The 16,151-nt window shown below is 29.6% G+C and carries 16 protein-coding genes and 1 riboswitch; of the genes, 15 read left to right on the forward strand and 1 reads right to left on the reverse strand.

The window, feature by feature from the left end; translation table 11 throughout:
- Window positions 1-46: 46 nt before the first annotated feature.
- Window positions 47-1,045, reverse strand: a complete 999-nt coding sequence (locus TEGL_RS01920; protein WP_018591783.1) for an aspartate-semialdehyde dehydrogenase — start codon at window positions 1,043-1,045, stop codon at window positions 47-49.
- Between the two features lie 136 nt (window positions 1,046-1,181).
- Window positions 1,182-1,352, reverse strand: a riboswitch (Lysine riboswitch).
- 279 nt (window positions 1,353-1,631) lie between these two features.
- Here TEGL_RS01920 and TEGL_RS01925 point away from each other — a divergent pair.
- The 15 genes from TEGL_RS01925 to hslO all read left to right on the forward strand — a co-directional run bounded on the left by TEGL_RS01925 (window position 1,632) and on the right by hslO (window position 15,749).
- On the forward strand, window positions 1,632-2,825 hold the full coding sequence (locus tag TEGL_RS01925) for an L-serine ammonia-lyase, iron-sulfur-dependent, subunit alpha (RefSeq protein ID WP_018591782.1): 1,194 nt from the start codon (window positions 1,632-1,634) through the stop codon (window positions 2,823-2,825).
- 202 nt (window positions 2,826-3,027) lie between these two features.
- Complete coding sequence (locus TEGL_RS01930; protein ID WP_018591781.1) at window positions 3,028-4,689, forward strand: peptide-binding protein; 1,662 nt, start codon at window positions 3,028-3,030, stop codon at window positions 4,687-4,689.
- Window positions 4,690-4,755: 66 nt separating this feature from the next.
- Entirely contained in the window at window positions 4,756-5,721 is a 966-nt protein-coding gene (locus tag TEGL_RS01935) for an ABC transporter permease (protein WP_018591780.1), read from the forward strand.
- A gap of 11 nt (window positions 5,722-5,732) precedes the next feature.
- Entirely contained in the window at window positions 5,733-6,629 is an 897-nt protein-coding gene (gene opp4C, locus TEGL_RS01940; protein ID WP_018591779.1) for an oligopeptide ABC transporter permease, read from the forward strand.
- Window positions 6,630-6,641: 12 nt separating this feature from the next.
- The gene (locus TEGL_RS01945; protein WP_018591778.1) at window positions 6,642-7,613 is read left to right on the forward strand and encodes an ABC transporter ATP-binding protein; all 972 of its coding nucleotides are present in this window, start codon (window positions 6,642-6,644) and stop codon (window positions 7,611-7,613) included.
- Window positions 7,613-8,608, forward strand: a complete 996-nt coding sequence (locus tag TEGL_RS01950) for an ABC transporter ATP-binding protein (RefSeq protein ID WP_018591777.1) — start codon at window positions 7,613-7,615, stop codon at window positions 8,606-8,608. Before TEGL_RS01945 ends, TEGL_RS01950 begins: the two co-directional genes overlap by 1 nt.
- A 179-nt stretch (window positions 8,609-8,787) precedes the next feature.
- Window positions 8,788-9,261, forward strand: coding sequence for a hypothetical protein (locus TEGL_RS01955; protein ID WP_018591776.1), 474 nt, complete (start codon window positions 8,788-8,790; stop codon window positions 9,259-9,261).
- Between the two features lie 216 nt (window positions 9,262-9,477).
- Window positions 9,478-10,176 (forward strand): response regulator transcription factor, encoded by a 699-nt coding sequence (locus TEGL_RS01960; RefSeq protein ID WP_018591775.1) that lies wholly within the window; start codon window positions 9,478-9,480, stop codon window positions 10,174-10,176.
- Window positions 10,151-11,464, forward strand: coding sequence for a sensor histidine kinase (locus tag TEGL_RS01965; protein WP_018591774.1), 1,314 nt, complete (start codon window positions 10,151-10,153; stop codon window positions 11,462-11,464). Before TEGL_RS01960 ends, TEGL_RS01965 begins: the two co-directional genes overlap by 26 nt.
- A 50-nt stretch (window positions 11,465-11,514) precedes the next feature.
- The gene (locus TEGL_RS01970) at window positions 11,515-11,844 is read left to right on the forward strand and encodes a hypothetical protein (RefSeq protein ID WP_018591773.1); all 330 of its coding nucleotides are present in this window, start codon (window positions 11,515-11,517) and stop codon (window positions 11,842-11,844) included.
- A gap of 34 nt (window positions 11,845-11,878) precedes the next feature.
- Window positions 11,879-12,451: a hypothetical protein gene (locus TEGL_RS01975; RefSeq protein ID WP_018591772.1), complete on the forward strand. Its 573-nt coding sequence runs from the start codon at window positions 11,879-11,881 to the stop codon at window positions 12,449-12,451.
- Between the two features lie 102 nt (window positions 12,452-12,553).
- Window positions 12,554-13,672 carry an amidohydrolase gene (locus TEGL_RS01980; protein ID WP_018591771.1) on the forward strand — a complete coding sequence of 373 codons (1,119 nt, stop codon included), beginning with the start codon at window positions 12,554-12,556 and terminating at the stop codon, window positions 13,670-13,672.
- Between the two features lie 169 nt (window positions 13,673-13,841).
- Window positions 13,842-14,111 carry a small, acid-soluble spore protein, alpha/beta type gene (locus TEGL_RS01985; protein WP_018591770.1) on the forward strand — a complete coding sequence of 90 codons (270 nt, stop codon included), beginning with the start codon at window positions 13,842-13,844 and terminating at the stop codon, window positions 14,109-14,111.
- On the forward strand, window positions 14,098-14,844 hold the full coding sequence (locus TEGL_RS01990) for a class I SAM-dependent DNA methyltransferase (RefSeq protein ID WP_018591769.1): 747 nt from the start codon (window positions 14,098-14,100) through the stop codon (window positions 14,842-14,844). Before TEGL_RS01985 ends, TEGL_RS01990 begins: the two co-directional genes overlap by 14 nt.
- Window positions 14,845-14,864: 20 nt before the next feature.
- Window positions 14,865-15,749 (forward strand): Hsp33 family molecular chaperone HslO, encoded by an 885-nt coding sequence (hslO, locus tag TEGL_RS01995; protein ID WP_018591768.1) that lies wholly within the window; start codon window positions 14,865-14,867, stop codon window positions 15,747-15,749.
- Window positions 15,750-16,151: the final 402 nt, after the last annotated feature.

Below are 16,151 nucleotides of genomic sequence, written 5' to 3' on the forward strand. Positions count from 1 at the left end.
ACCTTAAATTTAATCTCTATTAATTAATATTTATTAAAGCTCATTTTTATACTAAATCATATTTTAATAATAATTCAGCTATTTGGACTGCGTTAGTAGCAGCACCTTTTCTTATGTTGTCAGCAACAACCCACATATTAACACCATTATCCACACTGAAGTCTCTTCTAATTCTTCCAACATAAACTTCATCATGACCTTCAGCATCAACTGCTAGAGGATACTCATTGTTTGCTGGATTATCAACAACAACAACACCTTCAGTGTTTTTTAGAGCAGTAAATACATCTTCCAACTCAAATGGCTTATTAAACTCTAAGTTTATAGACTCACTGTGAGCACCTTTCACTGGAACCCTTACAGTAGTAGCAGTAACTTTAATATTATAGTCTTCTAAGATTTTCATAGTTTCATTTACCATTTTCATTTCTTCTTTTGTATATCCGTTTTCTTCGAAAACATCTATATGAGGAAGACAGTTAAATGCTATTGGATGAGGATAGAAAGTGTTTGGTTTTCCTTGAATTCCATCTTCCAAATCTTGAACTCCTTTAACACCAGAACCAGATACGGCTTGGTAAGTTGAGTAAACAACTCTTTTTAAACTGTATTTATCATGTAATGGTTTAAGAGGAACCATAGCTTGTATAGTAGAGCAGTTTGGGTTTGCAATTATTCCCTTGTGATTTTTTACTGCTTCTGGGTTAACCTCTGGAACAACTAATGGAACATTAGGATCCATTCTCCATTGACTTGAGTTATCAACAACAATTACTCCTTTAGAAGCTGCGATTGGTGCGTATTTTTGACTTATTCCACCACCAGCAGAGAATAGAGCTATTTGTATATCCTTATCAAAAGAGTTTTCATTTAATTCTTCTACAACCACATCTTTCCCAACAAATTTAACAGTTTTTCCTGCAGATTTTGCAGAAGAGAACATATAGATATTATCTATTGGAAAATTTCTTTCTTCTAAAACCTTTATAAAAGTTCTTCCCACCATACCAGTGGCACCAACTAAAGCAACATTAATTTTTTTCATTTTTAATCACCCCGTAATATATTTTAGATTTAACATTAAATAACATAGAGAAAATTTAAGGGAGAGCTTTATATTTTATATATATAAAAAAACGTACAAAGGTATACTTTGTACGTTTAAAACGACATGTCAAAGTAAACCTTGTAGCTCACCACTTAAAAATAAGTGACAGTGTTATACATATTATGTATAACCCCAAAAATAATCTTTGCAAAGATTACCTTTTCGGCAATGATTCCTTTCTTTGAATATCAACGTCTGCCGACTACTTTCAAATACTTTTAACCACTGCACCTCTACCCTAGGTTAAGATAGTTTTTTAAATTATTAATAATAGTAGTACAAAAAAATGAAAAAATCAATAAAAATGTAAAAAATTACCTAAAACAACATCTAGATTTTTTGTCGGATTTTAGGTAAAATATTTTATGTGTTATTTAATATTTATAAAAATTAATATTTATAAATATATTTATAAAATTAAATAATTCTTAAATTATTATTATTGGAAAAATATAATGTTAATTAGGAATATGTTTTCTTATTACAAGCAAAAGAATATATAAAATCCCCGAGGAGGAATAAAATGGAATCACTAAAAGAACTTTACAAAGTAGGTAATGGACCTTCAAGCTCACATACAATGGGACCACAAAGAGCTGCTGAACAATTTAAGAACAAATACCCAGAAGCTGCTAGCTTTAAAGCTCACTTATACGGAAGTTTAGCTGCAACAGGAGAAGGGCATTTAACTGATTATATAATCAAGAAAACGCTTGAGCCAAAGGAAGTTGAAATACTTTGGAGAGAAGATATAGTTAAACCATATCATCCAAACGGTATGATGTTAGAAGCTATAGATGCAGATGGAAACGTAATGGGAGATTGGACTATCTACTCTGTTGGTGGAGGTACAATAGCTGAAGAAGGAATGAGAAATGCAGGTGGAAACGACACTTACCCTCATTCAACAATGGAAGAAATAATAACTTGGTGTAACCAAAACAACAAAAACTTCGTAGACTACGTAAAGACTTACGACGATGCTGATATAATGGATTACTTAGTAACTATTAAAGATGCTATGAAAAAATCAGTAGAAGATGGTTTAAAAGCTACAGAAGTTATACCAGGTAAATTAAATCTAGAAAGAAAAGCTGGATACTTCTATAAGCAATATCTTGCTAATAAGCAATTAAATACATTAGTTTATGCTTATGCTTTAGCTGCTTCAGAGCAAAATGCATCAGGATATGTTATAGTAACTGCTCCAACATGTGGTTCTGCAGGTGTTTTACCAGGAATATTCTTCGCAATGAAAGACTATGAAGGATACACTGATGAGCAATTAGTTGAAGCTTTAGCTGTAGCAGGTATAGTTGGTGTTCTTGTTAAGAGAAATGGATCTGTTTCAGGTGCTGAAGTTGGATGTCAAGGTGAAGTAGGAGTTGCTTGTGCAATGGCTGCTGCAGCAATAGCTTTCTTAAAAGGTGGATCATTAAGACAAATAGAATATGCTGCTGAAATCGGTTTAGAGCATCACTTAGGAATGACTTGTGACCCAGCTTACGGATACGTTCAAATACCATGTATAGAAAGAAATGCAATGGGTGCTCAAAGAGCGTTAGATGCTGCTAACTATTCATTATTAACTGATGGAGAGCATCAAGTTACTTTCGATCAAATAGTTAAAATAATGGACGAAACTGGTAGAGATATGATGGATAAATACAGAGAAACTTCAAAAGGTGGAATAGCTAAATTATTCTTCACTTGCTAGTTTTTAAATTTTAAATATATAAAAGAAACAGGAAAATTCCTGTTTCTTTTTTTATTTTAATTATTAAAAAAATCTATATTGTTACTTTGCATATAAATATTATCAATTAGACATAAATCGTGATTATCATTTATAATAAGAAAGCAATGTTAAAATATATACAAAAATATTAAATCATAGGGAATTACGACAGGAGGAAAATATGAAAAGAAAAGTAATTAGTTTATTTTTAGTTACAGCCCTATTGTGTACAGCGCTTACAGGGTGTAGTTCAAAAGGATCAGAAACTAGTGAGGGAAAAGCAAAGGATACGATAGTATATTCTATGAATACAGCACCACAGGGGATATTTAACCCACTTGTTTCAGATATAGCAATGGATCACTATGTTGAATCAGTTGTTTATGCATCTTTAATGACAGTTAATGATAAAGGTGAATTAGAAAAGTATTTAGCAGATAAGTACGAGGTTTCTGATGACCAGAAAACGATTACATACAAAATAAAAGATAATGTTAAATGGCATGATGGCAAAGATGTAACAGCTGAAGATGTGGCATTTACTTTTACAAGTATGGCATCAGGTGATTATACAGGTGGATATTATGGAGATGTTCAAAATATAAAAGGTGCGAAAGATTATCACGATGGAAAAGCTGATAAAATTAAAGGATTAAAAGTTGTTGATAAAAATACTATAGAAATAGAATTTGATAAAGTATATGCACCAGCAGTAACTAACTTAGGTACAGTACAAATATTACCAAAACATATATGGTCAGAAGTTCCTGTGGGTGAATGGACAAAGAAAACTGATCTTTTAAATAAACCAATTGGATGTGGACCATATAAATTAACTGAATATAAAAGTGGTTCTTATGTAAAATTTGAAGCTGCTTCAGGTTTCTTTGGTGGAGAAGTTAAAACTCCAAACTTAGTATTTAAAGTTATAAATGCTGATACAACTCAAGCAGAATTTAAAAATGGATCAATTGATATAGCAAATGTTGAAGCATTATCAAAAGCTGATGTAGATTCATTAGTTAAAGAAGCATATAAAGAAGCAGCATTCGATAACTATCAATTTACATATATGGGATTCAATTTAAGAGAAAAAAAATTACAAGATGTAAATTTACGTAAAGCTTTTATGTATGCAATTAACCGTCAAGGATTAGTAGATAATGTTGTAGAAGGTCGTGGACAAGTTGTTAATGCTCCATTATTACCTTCAAGTTGGGCTTATCCAGAGGAATCATCATTAGAGTCATATAAGTATGATGTAGAAAAAGCAAAATCTTTATTAAAAGAGGCTGGATGGGAAGATAAAGATGGTGATGGAATAGTTGAAAATAAAGATGGACAAAAACTAGAATTAAATCTTGTTTGTCAAACTGGACATCCAGTTAGAGAAAAAACAGCAGTAGTAATACAAGAAAACTTAAAAGAAATAGGAGTTAAAATAAATATAGACTCTATGGAATTCTCTGCTGTTATGGATAAAGTAGTTGCTAATCATGATTTTGATTTATACATGATGGGTAATACATTATCTTTAGATCCAGATCCAAGACCAATGTGGCATTCAGATGCTATATCAAATAAAAAAGGTGTAGTTGGATATAATATAGTTGCTTATGAAAATAAAAAAACGGATAAGCTAATAGAAGAAGGTAATGCTACGCTAGATCAAGCAAAACGTAAAGAAGCTTATGCAAAATTTGCTAAAATATTAAACGAAGATGTACCAGAAGCATATTTATTCTGTCAAGATATAGAACGTGTATATAACAATAAATTAGACGGATATAAACCATCTACATTTAATGAATTCTACAATGTTCATAATTGGGTAATCAAATAAGTAAAATCAGAAAGGGTTGTTTCTCGTAAACAGCCCTTTTTTTTATGAAGGAGAGCAAGAAAGTATATGGGAAAATTCTTAGCAAAAAGATTAGGTGTTGCATTAATTGTATTGTTCGGTGTGTCTGTTACAGTATTTGCACTTATTCATATGCAACCAGGTAATCCATATTTAAATATGATTGATCCTAATGTTGCACCTGAAGTAGTAGAACAAAAATTAAGAGCTTTAGGGTATTATGATCCAATTCCAGTGCAATATTTGAAATGGATAGGAAGAGCAATAGTTGGTGATTTTGGTTATTCAACACAATACAATGCACCAGCTTTTTCGATAATAATAGAAGCTTTAAAAAATACATTATTAATATCAATAGTTTCATTTATATTAAGTTCAATACTTGCAATAGTGATTGGTGTTATTACAGCGGCAAAATCTAAAACATGTATAGATTATATAGTTACTTTCATTTCATTTGTAGGAATATCTATACCAACATTTTTCTTTGGACTGCTAATAGTAAAGTGGTTGGGATATGATTTGGCTATCTTACCATCATCAGGAATGGAAACATTAACAGCATCATATACAGGTTTAGAGCATGTACTTGATGTTATTAAGCACATGATTATGCCTATTATAGTATTGTCACTTACTCAAACTGCAACATTGTTAAGATATACAAGATCTTCGATGATTGATTCATTAAATCAAGATTATATGAGAACAGCACAAGCTAAAGGACTTACTAGAAATAAAGCTGTATGGACACATGGACTTAGAAACTCTATGATTTCAATAATAACAGTTTTATGTATGCAGCTACCAGCCCTAGTTTCAGGTGCCTTAATTACAGAAACTGTATTTGTATGGCCAGGTATAGGCACATTAAATTACAATGCAATTATGAATAGAGACTATATGTTGATAATGGGAATAACAATGCTTATAGCAGTTGTAATTGTAGTGGCGAATATAATAGCAGATATTTTATATGTAATAGTAGACCCAAGAATTAGATTGAGTCAATAGGAGGGATATAAATGGTTGTAAATACTTTAAAAAAAGAAGAAAATTCAAAGCAAGAAAAATATGTATCATTAACAGAAATATCCTTTCGTAAGTTTAAGAAAAACAAATTGGCAGTAGTGGGTGTATTTATAATTGCAGCACTAGTTTTACTTTCAATATGTGCACCATTGCTTACGGATTATACAATCAGCCAAACTGATTTATTTAATATAAAAATGGCACCAAGTAGTGAACATATATTAGGAACAGATGATTTGGGAAGAGATGTGTTTACAAGGTTACTTTATGGAGGAAGAGTTTCCATAATAGTAGGTATTGCATCAATGACAGTGCAGTTAGTTATAGGTGTAATAATGGGAGCAATAGCAGGTTATTTTGGTGGAATAGCTGAAAAAATAATTATGAGAATAATAGATGTAATAATGTGTTTCCCATTCTTTGTTATAGCAGTATCTGTTGCTGCAGTAGTAGGACCAGGGGTTAAAAATCTTATTATAATAATTGGTTTTCTGATGTGGCCTAATATAGCAAGGATAGTAAGAGCAGAGATTTTAGCTTTAAAAGAAAATGATTATATCATGGCAGCTAAAGCTATGGGACTATCATCATTTGAAATCATAAAAAGTCATATACTTCCAAACATCATGTCACCTATATTAGTTGCAGCAACTTTAGCTATAGCAAATGGTATTTTAACAGAAGCTTCCTTAAGTTTCTTAGGAATAGGAGTTAAATTACCACAACCAAGCTGGGGAAATATGTTGATTGCAGCTCAGAACATAGGAACATTACAAAGAGAATGGTGGTTATGGATACCAGCAGGTAGTTTAATAATTTTAATGGTACTATCAATCAACTTTGTTGGAGATGGGCTTCGTGATGCTCTAGATCCAAAAACTCGTCTGTAGGAGGAAATAAAAATGAGTATATTAGAAGTAAAAGACCTTAAGGTTTCATTTCCTACAGTAATGGGAAAGGTTGAAGCAGTAAAAGGTGTAGATTTAAATGTAAATCTTGGAGAAGTATTAGGTATAGTAGGGGAATCAGGAAGCGGTAAAAGTGTTACCTCTTTAGCTATTATGGGACTTATAAATAGTGGAAGTGGAAAAATTGAATCTGGGGAAATTTTGTTTGAAGGAAAAAATCTTATAGATTTAACTGAGAAAGAAATGTGCAAGGTAAGAGGAGATAAAATTTCAATGATATTTCAGGAACCTATGACATCCCTAAATCCAGTAGTAACAATTTATAAACAATTGAGAGAAGTATATAAAATTCATAGACCAGATAAAAAAAATAATTGCAAAGATGAACTTATAGAATTATTAAATAAATTAAATATACCAGATCCAAAATCTGTTTTAAATAAGTATCCATTTGAATTAAGTGGTGGCTTAAAACAAAGGATAATGATTGCTATGGCTATGATTTGTAAGCCTTCACTTATAATAGCAGATGAGCCCACTACAGCTTTAGATGTAACTACACAAGCTGAGATAATAGAACTTTTAAAACAGATTAAGGAAGAAGGTAATAGTGGAATAATGCTAATTACCCATGATTTAGGAATAATAGCAGAAATGGCACAAAGAGTAGTTGTAATGTATTATGGAAAAGTTGTGGAAGAGTGTAGTGTTGAGGAATTTTTTAATAATGCAAAACACCCATATTCAAAGGATTTGCTGGGAGCAATGCCTGAAAACTTTAATGGACGATTCCAATCCATAGAAGGAAATGTCCCTAGTTTATATGAGGATGTAAAAGGATGTGCTTATTATAAAAGATGTAAAAAAAGAACTATAGAATGTGAAAATTTAAAACCGCCCATGGTAACTTTAAAAGATAATCATATGGTTCGTTGTATTAAATGTGAGAAGGGAGACGAAAAATAATGATAAAAAAAGAGGACAAAATCATATTTGAAGTTTTAAATCTCAAAAAATATTACCAAGTTAGGAAAAAATCTTTTGCAAGAGGAAAAGAGTATGTTAAATCTGTTGATGGAGTTAGTTTTTCAATAAAAGAAAACACAATATTGGGGCTAGTAGGTGAGTCTGGATGTGGAAAGTCAACAATAGGAAAGGCTGTTTTAGGTTTAACATCACCAACGGGGGGAAAAGTTAAATTTGGAGATAATGTTATCTTTGATGTTGAGAATAATACAAAAATATCAAATAGTGAAATGACTAAACTGAGAAGCCAGATGCAAATAATTTTCCAAGATCCTTATGCAAGTTTAGACCCAAGAAAGAGTGTGGGACAAATTGTATCAGAAGGAATTAAAAAGCACGAAATAGTTCCAAAAGATAAGATTGAGGATAAAACAAAAGAAATGTTAGAATTATGTGGATTAGATGCAACTACTATGTTCAGATATCCACATGAATTTAGTGGAGGCCAAAGACAAAGAATAGGTATTGCAAGAGCCTTGGCTATGAATCCTAAATTTATAGTATGCGATGAGCCAACAGCAGCTTTAGATGTATCTATACAATCGCAAATTCTAAACTTAATGCTAGATCTAAAAGATAAGTTTGGCTTAACATACTTATTTATCTCTCATAACTTTAGTGTAGTAAAATCATTTTGTGATGAAATAGCAGTAATGTACTTAGGTCAGATAGTGGAAAAAGGAAGTGCTTATGAAGTGTATAATAACCCAAAACACCCATATACAAAAGCATTGATTTCATCAGTACCAATTCAACATCCAGATGAGGTTAAAGAAAGAATTACCTTAGAAGGAAGTATACCTAGTGCTGTTGATTTACCAAGTGGATGTAGATTTCATACTAGGTGTCCATATAAAACAGAGCGTTGTATAAATGAAAGCCCAACATGGAAAATTTTAGACAATAAAACTGGAGTAGCATGTCATATATATTAACTTAGAATAATTGTAAAGCTAAAAAGCCTGGTACACTATGTCCTAGTGTATCAGGTTTTTTAATTTTATAGATATGAAAATAGTATAGTAATAATTAATATATATGATTTATAATTTATATTAAGAGTATACAAATAAAATCAATAAATAAAATATGTAATAAATTAAGGAGTGTTCTTATGGTTAAAAATAATAAATGCAAACTTAATGATATTTCAAATTATTTGGTAGAAAAACTAAAAGCAAAAGAAATAACAGCAGAGGAATTTTTAAGCATGAACAGCAATATATCTGACGAAGAACTTAATAATAAGTCAAAAATTTATAAGATAAATGATTGCAATTTAATAAAATCGCTACTAAGTGAAAATGAAAAATCAGAATTAGAAATAACTATAGACCATCTAAACAAAGACATAGACGGCATAGATAAATCATCTTATGAATATCAGATAAGCACAGGAAATTTGGTAGTAATAATTTTAGAAAGCGAAGATGGGGAGCATTTATCAGGTTTTATCATGGATGGTAATGGAGAATTACTATTTAACTCTTTATTAGAATTAATAGGAAGTGATTTTGAGAAAAGTAACAATACTTTAGAAGATATGATTGAAGAATTAAGACGATTTAAACCATACGGTACTATTTAATAAAGTTTATAAAACTATATATGTTCTGGCAATAGAACTTAGATGAAAAAATCCAGTAGATTTAAACTCTACTGGATTTTTTTATTGTATAAAGCTTAATAAAATCTTAATAAATTGTGGCCTAAATCTTAAAACTTAATTTTTATAATAATGTTAATTACTGATTTAACATAAATTTTGAAGAATATGTTACATTAAGAAATGAGGTGAATGAATATGAAAGAATATAATATATTATTAGTTGATGATGATAAAGATATAGTTAGTTCTATGGAAATACATTTAAAAAATGAGGGACTAAATGTTTATAAGGTATACAATGGAATTGAAGCTTTAGATGTATTATTAGAAAAAGAAGTTCATTTAATAATTATGGATATAATGATGCCAAAATTAGATGGGTTAAATGCAACATTAAAAATAAGAGAAGAAAATAATATACCTATTATACTTATATCTGCCAAAACCCAAGATACTGATAAAATAATTGGACTTAATATGGGTGCAGATGATTATGTAACAAAGCCTTTTAATCCTTTAGAATTAGTTGCTAGAGCAAAATCTCATTTAAGAAGGTATACAAAACTTGGTGCTCATAAGGAAGAAGACAGCGAGATTTTAACAAATCAAGGATTAAAGCTTGATAACATAAAAAAAGAAGTATGTGTAGATGGAGAAATAGTTAAATTAACACCAATAGAATATAAAATATTAGAACTTTTTCTTAAAAATCAAGGTAGGGTATTTTCATCAAGACAAGTGTATGAAATAATTTGGGATGAACCAGGGTTTAATTGTGATAGAACTGTAGCAGTTCATATAAGAAGGATAAGAGAGAAGATAGAAATAAATTCTAAAGAACCAAAGTATATAAAGGTGGTGTGGGGAGTTGGATATAAAATTGATAAAGCATAAAAAAGAAAGGTCATTGGAAATACAAATATTAATAGTAATGACATCAATATTTTTTACACTACTGTTTTTACGACGTATTATGAGTATACCATTCTTGATACTTACAATAATTGAAGTATTTGAATTAGTAAATATACTTAGAAAATGTAAATCTAAAAACGATATATTAAATAAAAGTATAATTTTCAAAGTTTTATTTGATAAAAATGTAAATCTAGATAATAAATTAATACTAATAAAAGCTATAACTATTTTTATTGTATTCATTATTGTTCAAGTTATTGTTGCTAGTGGACTGAATTATGTGAAAATAGATTATTATACAGTAATGGATAATATTTTTCCTGATTTAAATTTATATAGAGGAAATAACTTTATAAGTGCTTTAATAGGAATTATATTTTGCGATTTGATTATGGGATTATTTATTATAAAAAAACTAAATAAACTTGTAGATATACAGTTTGGTGTATCACAATTAAAAAAAGGTAATTTTGATTATAAAATAGATACTACAAAAGATGATATGATTGGGAAATTAGCAATGGATATAAATAATTTAGGATATAACATGAGTTTGGAGGTTGAAGAAAGGTTAAAAAGTGAAAGAATGAAGACTGATTTAATAACCAATGTATCACATGATTTAAAAACTCCCCTTACAGCTATTATAAATTATATTGAATTAATTAAAAAAGAAAACACAGATTTAGTTTTAAAAGACTATGTGGAAGTATTAGATAAAAGATCTCAAAGGTTAAAAGTTTTGATTGAAGATTTATTTGAAGCATCAAAAGTAAGTAGCAATGATTTAGAACTTAATTTAGAAAAAAATGATATAAATCAACTTTTGATGCAAAGTATAGTTGAGATGGATGAAGCTATTGAAAATTCACAACTTGATTTTATTGTAAATGTACCTGAAAAAGAGGTTTATATATTAGCAGATGGTAGAAAAACATTTAGAGTATTTGAAAATCTTATTTACAATATACTGAAATACTCATTAGAAGGAACTAGGGTATACATAGATTTGACGATAAAAGAAAATAAGATAAATATTTGCTTGAAAAATATATCTAAATACCCATTGAACTTTGATGCAAATGAAATTACAGATAGATTTACTAGAGGTGATTTGTCTAGAAATATAGAGGGATCAGGTCTGGGGCTTGCCATAGCAAAAGGATTAGTAGAAGCTCAAGGTGGAATCTTTGAAATTGATATACTTGGAGATTTGTTTATAGCTACAATTGAATTTGATTTGATAAATGAGCAGAAGGAATAATTAATTAGTAGATATTAAGTTATCAGATATTATAGAAAGGAAGGCTTATTATGGATTATGGTTGGTTGAATATTGGAAGCGTTGTGTTTGGATTAATTGCATGTATACTCCCTGCTAATATTATATTTTGTAACAAGTTAGTTAATAAGAATTGGATTATTTTTTCTGGGATTAGTACTAGTGCTTGCATTATTTCCTTATGGATGCAAATTGTTTATATCAATCACCTTGTAAATATAGAAGATTGGACAGCTATCATGGATACATCAAATGCAATAGTATGCATTTCAAGCTTACTATTATTAGTTACCATTACACTAAATGTTATTTTATACATTTTGAAAAATAAAAAAGACAAAAAAATATTGATTAATAAATGATATCTATTTAAAAATAAATATATTGGGAGACACAATGAAAATGAAAAAAAAATATTTAATCATGACAATAATAACTCTTGTTATTTTTGTTTGTGGTTGTAGTAAATCTAGCACAAATATTGAAAAATACCTTAAGAGCGGAGAAATTATTGATTCTTATGCAAAAGAATTTATGCCATCCATTGAGGAATTGCCAAAATATAAAGATATTTCCTATAAATATAATAAAGAATCTGTACTATGGTATAAGTCAGATGCTATGACTCTTGTTGTTGAGTATGATGATGTAACATATAAAAGTGAAAAAGAAAAATTATCAAAGAAATATACATTCTTAAGTGAAAAAATTCCTTTTGATGAGGAAGGTTTATATATTATTCCAGAATATAAATTTTCCATAAATAGTTACAATTTTATTGTTGTAGAAGAACGTGATAAGGATAATACTGATTATCCAAAATCATTTGGTATGATAGGAACATCTGATGAGAAAAGAAGTATAGCATACTTATACTTCTATGATTTTGACTTAGATTATATAGGAAATAAAGATGAAAAATCACCTATGGCTGACTTTGTAAAGAAATATTTCAAATATGATTTTTAATATTAAATTTAAATAAGTAAATTTATAGAATGATTAATAGTTATTCAAGTAGATAAATCTCTCCATTGTAGTTATAATTTACAAATAAGGGGGGATTTTTTTATGAAAATAACATATTTAGAGGATAGAGTAAAAAGCCACAGGCACAACTTGCATAACTTAGCGGAACTTTCTCAGGTGGAATTTAATACAGCAAAGTATATTAGAGACTACTTAGAAAAATTAGGTGTGGAATATGAAATATATTTAGAAACAGCAACAGTGGGAATTATAAAAGGAAAAAATCCTAAAAAAACAATTGCTTTTAGGTCAGATATAGATGCACTACCTAGTCATAAAGGAGCTGAACATTTATGTGGACATGATGGACATATGAGTATACTCCTTGGACTAATAGAATACATGGTTGATAATAAAGAGAAGTTAAATGATAATATAGTATTTGTATTTCAACCAGCAGAAGAAGATATTGGCGGGGCTGAAAGACTTATGGATGCTGGTGTATTTAAGAAATACAAAGTGAATGAAGTTTATGGACTTCACATACATCCTGATTTTCCAGAAGGATATGTAGCTTGTAGACCAGGCTATTTAATGGCTCAAAATGGGGAAATAAATATTGACATAATCGGTAAGGGTGGTCATGGTGCCATACCGCAAAATACAAAAGACGCAATTTTAATAGCATCAGAGTTTATTACAAGTTTACAAAGTATAGTATCTAGAAATATTAATCCTATAGAAGGGGCTGTAATAACTATAGGGAAAATAACTGGGGGCAGTGTTAGAAATATTATTGCTGAAGAAGTGAGATTAGAAGGTACCATCAGATGCTTTAACCCTTCTGTTTATGATACTATGGTGAATAGGATAAGAGACCTTGTTAAGGGATTTGAAATATCTTATGGTTGTAAAATAAATGCTGAAATTGTACATGGATATTTAGCAGTTAATAATGATAAAAAACTGTATGATGAATTTGTGAATGCTATTGGAAAAGATATGATAATAGAAACAGATCCACTTATGATTTCGGAAGACTTTTCTTATTATCAAAGGGAAGTACCAGGATTATTTTTTATGTTAGGTGCTAGAAATGAAGAAATGGGCTTTGTAAATGGGCTTCATAATTTTAAATTTAATTTTAATGAAGATATATTAATCAATGGTTTAAATATATATAAGTTACTGTTAGAGTATAAAAATTCGTTACACTTATAGTGCCAACGAGTTCCCTTCGCTATCGCTTTAAGAAACTCCGTTGCTTAGAATTGACTAGGTTCATAGGGATACGGGATGATTTTCCTTAGCTAATAATATATACCCCTTTAGTTTTTGTATAAATTTTTGCCTATATGACAAAACTACAAAAAAAGAAGGGGTGTTTTTTATGGATAAAAATAAATTAACTGAAGAATTCATTTATAAATGTGAAAAACAAAGAAAGAAAAATGAAAAAAAGGTAAAACCATTGACACAAGATGATATAATGAAATATGAGATAGCAGGAGAATTAGGTCTGCTTGATAAAGTTGATGAAAAAGGATGGGCAGGTCTTACTGCTAAGGAAGCGGGAAGAATCGGTGGAATCCTCACATCACGAAAAAAACAATTAAAAAAGAAAGCTGAAGAAGAGGATAAAAAGGATGAATCAATATAGTGATTTTGCCTTTGTATATGATGAACTTATGAAAGAAGTTGATTATGACAATTGGGTTAAATACATTGAAGATATAATAAAAAGTGAAAATGTTGAAGTACAAAATATATTAGAATTAGCTTGTGGTACAGGAAATTTAACTATACCACTTACTAAAAAAAATTATGATATCGCAGGAATAGATATTTCAGAAGAGATGTTACAAGTTGCCCGAGAAAAAGGAGAAAGAGAAAATGTTGAGTTAGTATTACTAGAACAAGACATCGTAGAACTTGATTTTGACGTGACTAACTTAGACTGTATCCTTTGTGGGTGCGATGGATTTAACTACATAACTTATGACGAAGATTTAGAAGGTGTATTTTCTAAATGTAATGAGTTACTAAAAGAAAATGGAATTTTTATATTTGATATAAGTTCTTATTACAAATTATCAAAAGTGCTAGGAAACAACATGTATGGTGAAAACAGAGAAGATATAGCTTATATGTGGCAAAACTACTTCGACGATTACGAAAATTTAGTAGAAATGGACCTTGCATTCTTTGTTAAAGGAGAAGATGGTAGATTTGATAAATTTGAAGAAAACCACTTACAAAGAGCTTATAAAAATGAAGAAATAATGGAATTGCTAAAAAATGCAGGATTTGAGTATATAAAAACTTATGGAGATTTTAAATTAGAAGCTCCAAAAGAAGACAGCGAAAGAGTATTTTTTGTTTGTAAAAAATAAGCATAAATGGAGGGAAAACAATGAAGGATTACGTTATAAAAGCAACTAGCGCAAATGGACAAGTAAGAGCTTATATTGGCGTAACTAAAAACTTAGTTCAAACTGCTAGAGATAATCATAATACAATAAAAGTTGCAACTGCAGCACTTGGAAGAACATTAACAGCTACAGCTATGATGGGCTTAATGATGAAAAATGACAAAGATGAGTTAAGTGTAATCATAAAAGGTGGAGGACCTATAGGGACTATACTTACAACTGCTGACTCAAAAGGAAATGTTAAAGGTTATGTACAATACCCAGATTTAAATGGTGTTGAAGTACAGGACTATCCAAATGGAAAATTAAACGTTGCTGGAGCAGTAGGAAATAAGGGTTATGTTAAAGTAATAAAAGACTTAGGACTTAGAGAGCCTTATGTTGGTTCTTATCCATTAGTAAGTGGAGAAATCGCAGAAGACTTCACTCATTACTTTGCATTATCTGAGCAGACTCCATCAGTAGTTTCTTTAGGAGTTCTTACAACAGCAACAGAAGTTGAGCAAGCTGGAGGATTAATAGTTCAATTAATGCCAGATGCAACAGAAGAAACTATAGCTACTTTAGAGCAAAATGTGGCTAAGTTAAAATCAGTTACTACAATGTTAAGTGAAGGAATGACTCCAGATGACATATTAAATTTAGTGTTAGAAGGATTAGATCCAAAGATTCTAGATATATGTGATGTTAAATTTGATTGCAACTGTTCAAAAGATAGAATAAAGAAAGTTTTAATATCATTAGGTAGAGAAACTTTAACTGAAATAATAGAAGAAGATAAGCAAGCTGAAATAAGCTGCCACTTCTGTAATAGTGCGTATCACTATGATGAAGATGAATTAAGAGAAATATTAAATGAGATGTAGTTAATATAGAAAGAGAGTTGTCGTGAGACAGCTCTTTTTTTATTTGTAAAATAAGTTGAAGAAATATAACTATAAATATAATTTGTATAGAATACATTGAAGAGAGTTTGTACTAAAGATATATTAGTATGTATACTAATGAAAGGTATAAAGAATAGGATAAGGAGATCTAAAATGTTTTATAATTATGAAATGATTAATCTACTCTTTGATTATAAGGCAGAAATAAAATTGGACTGTGATTAATTTTTAGTAAGTGATTTTGACTATTAGGGTGATGATAAAAAAGCATTGAGTAATTCAAAACGATATATGGGAAAAAATATAATAATAAATTCAAATGAAGTTGAGAAGTATCGGGGGAAGAATATAGTTTTATATTATAGAATTGGATATAGATAA

This window comes from Terrisporobacter glycolicus ATCC 14880 = DSM 1288 (genome assembly GCF_036812735.1).
GTDB lineage: Bacteria > Bacillota > Clostridia > Peptostreptococcales > Peptostreptococcaceae > Terrisporobacter > Terrisporobacter glycolicus.

Bases quoted from the DNA above. Each gene is read 5' to 3' on its own strand.
- TEGL_RS01920 (WP_018591783.1), bottom strand. From the start codon at position 1,045: ATGAAAAAAATTAATGTTGCTTTAGTTGGTGCCACTGGTATGGTGGGA.
- TEGL_RS01925 (WP_018591782.1), top strand. From the start codon at position 1,632: ATGGAATCACTAAAAGAACTTTACAAAGTAGGTAATGGACCTTCAAGC.
- TEGL_RS01930 (WP_018591781.1), top strand. From the start codon at position 3,028: ATGAAAAGAAAAGTAATTAGTTTATTTTTAGTTACAGCCCTATTGTGT.
- TEGL_RS01935 (WP_018591780.1), top strand. From the start codon at position 4,756: ATGGGAAAATTCTTAGCAAAAAGATTAGGTGTTGCATTAATTGTATTG.
- opp4C (WP_018591779.1), top strand. From the start codon at position 5,733: ATGGTTGTAAATACTTTAAAAAAAGAAGAAAATTCAAAGCAAGAAAAA.
- TEGL_RS01945 (WP_018591778.1), top strand. From the start codon at position 6,642: ATGAGTATATTAGAAGTAAAAGACCTTAAGGTTTCATTTCCTACAGTA.
- TEGL_RS01950 (WP_018591777.1), top strand. From the start codon at position 7,613: ATGATAAAAAAAGAGGACAAAATCATATTTGAAGTTTTAAATCTCAAA.
- TEGL_RS01955 (WP_018591776.1), top strand. From the start codon at position 8,788: ATGGTTAAAAATAATAAATGCAAACTTAATGATATTTCAAATTATTTG.
- TEGL_RS01960 (WP_018591775.1), top strand. From the start codon at position 9,478: ATGAAAGAATATAATATATTATTAGTTGATGATGATAAAGATATAGTT.
- TEGL_RS01970 (WP_018591773.1), top strand. From the start codon at position 11,515: ATGGATTATGGTTGGTTGAATATTGGAAGCGTTGTGTTTGGATTAATT.
- TEGL_RS01975 (WP_018591772.1), top strand. From the start codon at position 11,879: ATGAAAATGAAAAAAAAATATTTAATCATGACAATAATAACTCTTGTT.
- TEGL_RS01980 (WP_018591771.1), top strand. From the start codon at position 12,554: ATGAAAATAACATATTTAGAGGATAGAGTAAAAAGCCACAGGCACAAC.
- TEGL_RS01985 (WP_018591770.1), top strand. From the start codon at position 13,842: ATGGATAAAAATAAATTAACTGAAGAATTCATTTATAAATGTGAAAAA.
- TEGL_RS01990 (WP_018591769.1), top strand. From the start codon at position 14,098: ATGAATCAATATAGTGATTTTGCCTTTGTATATGATGAACTTATGAAA.
- hslO (WP_018591768.1), top strand. From the start codon at position 14,865: ATGAAGGATTACGTTATAAAAGCAACTAGCGCAAATGGACAAGTAAGA.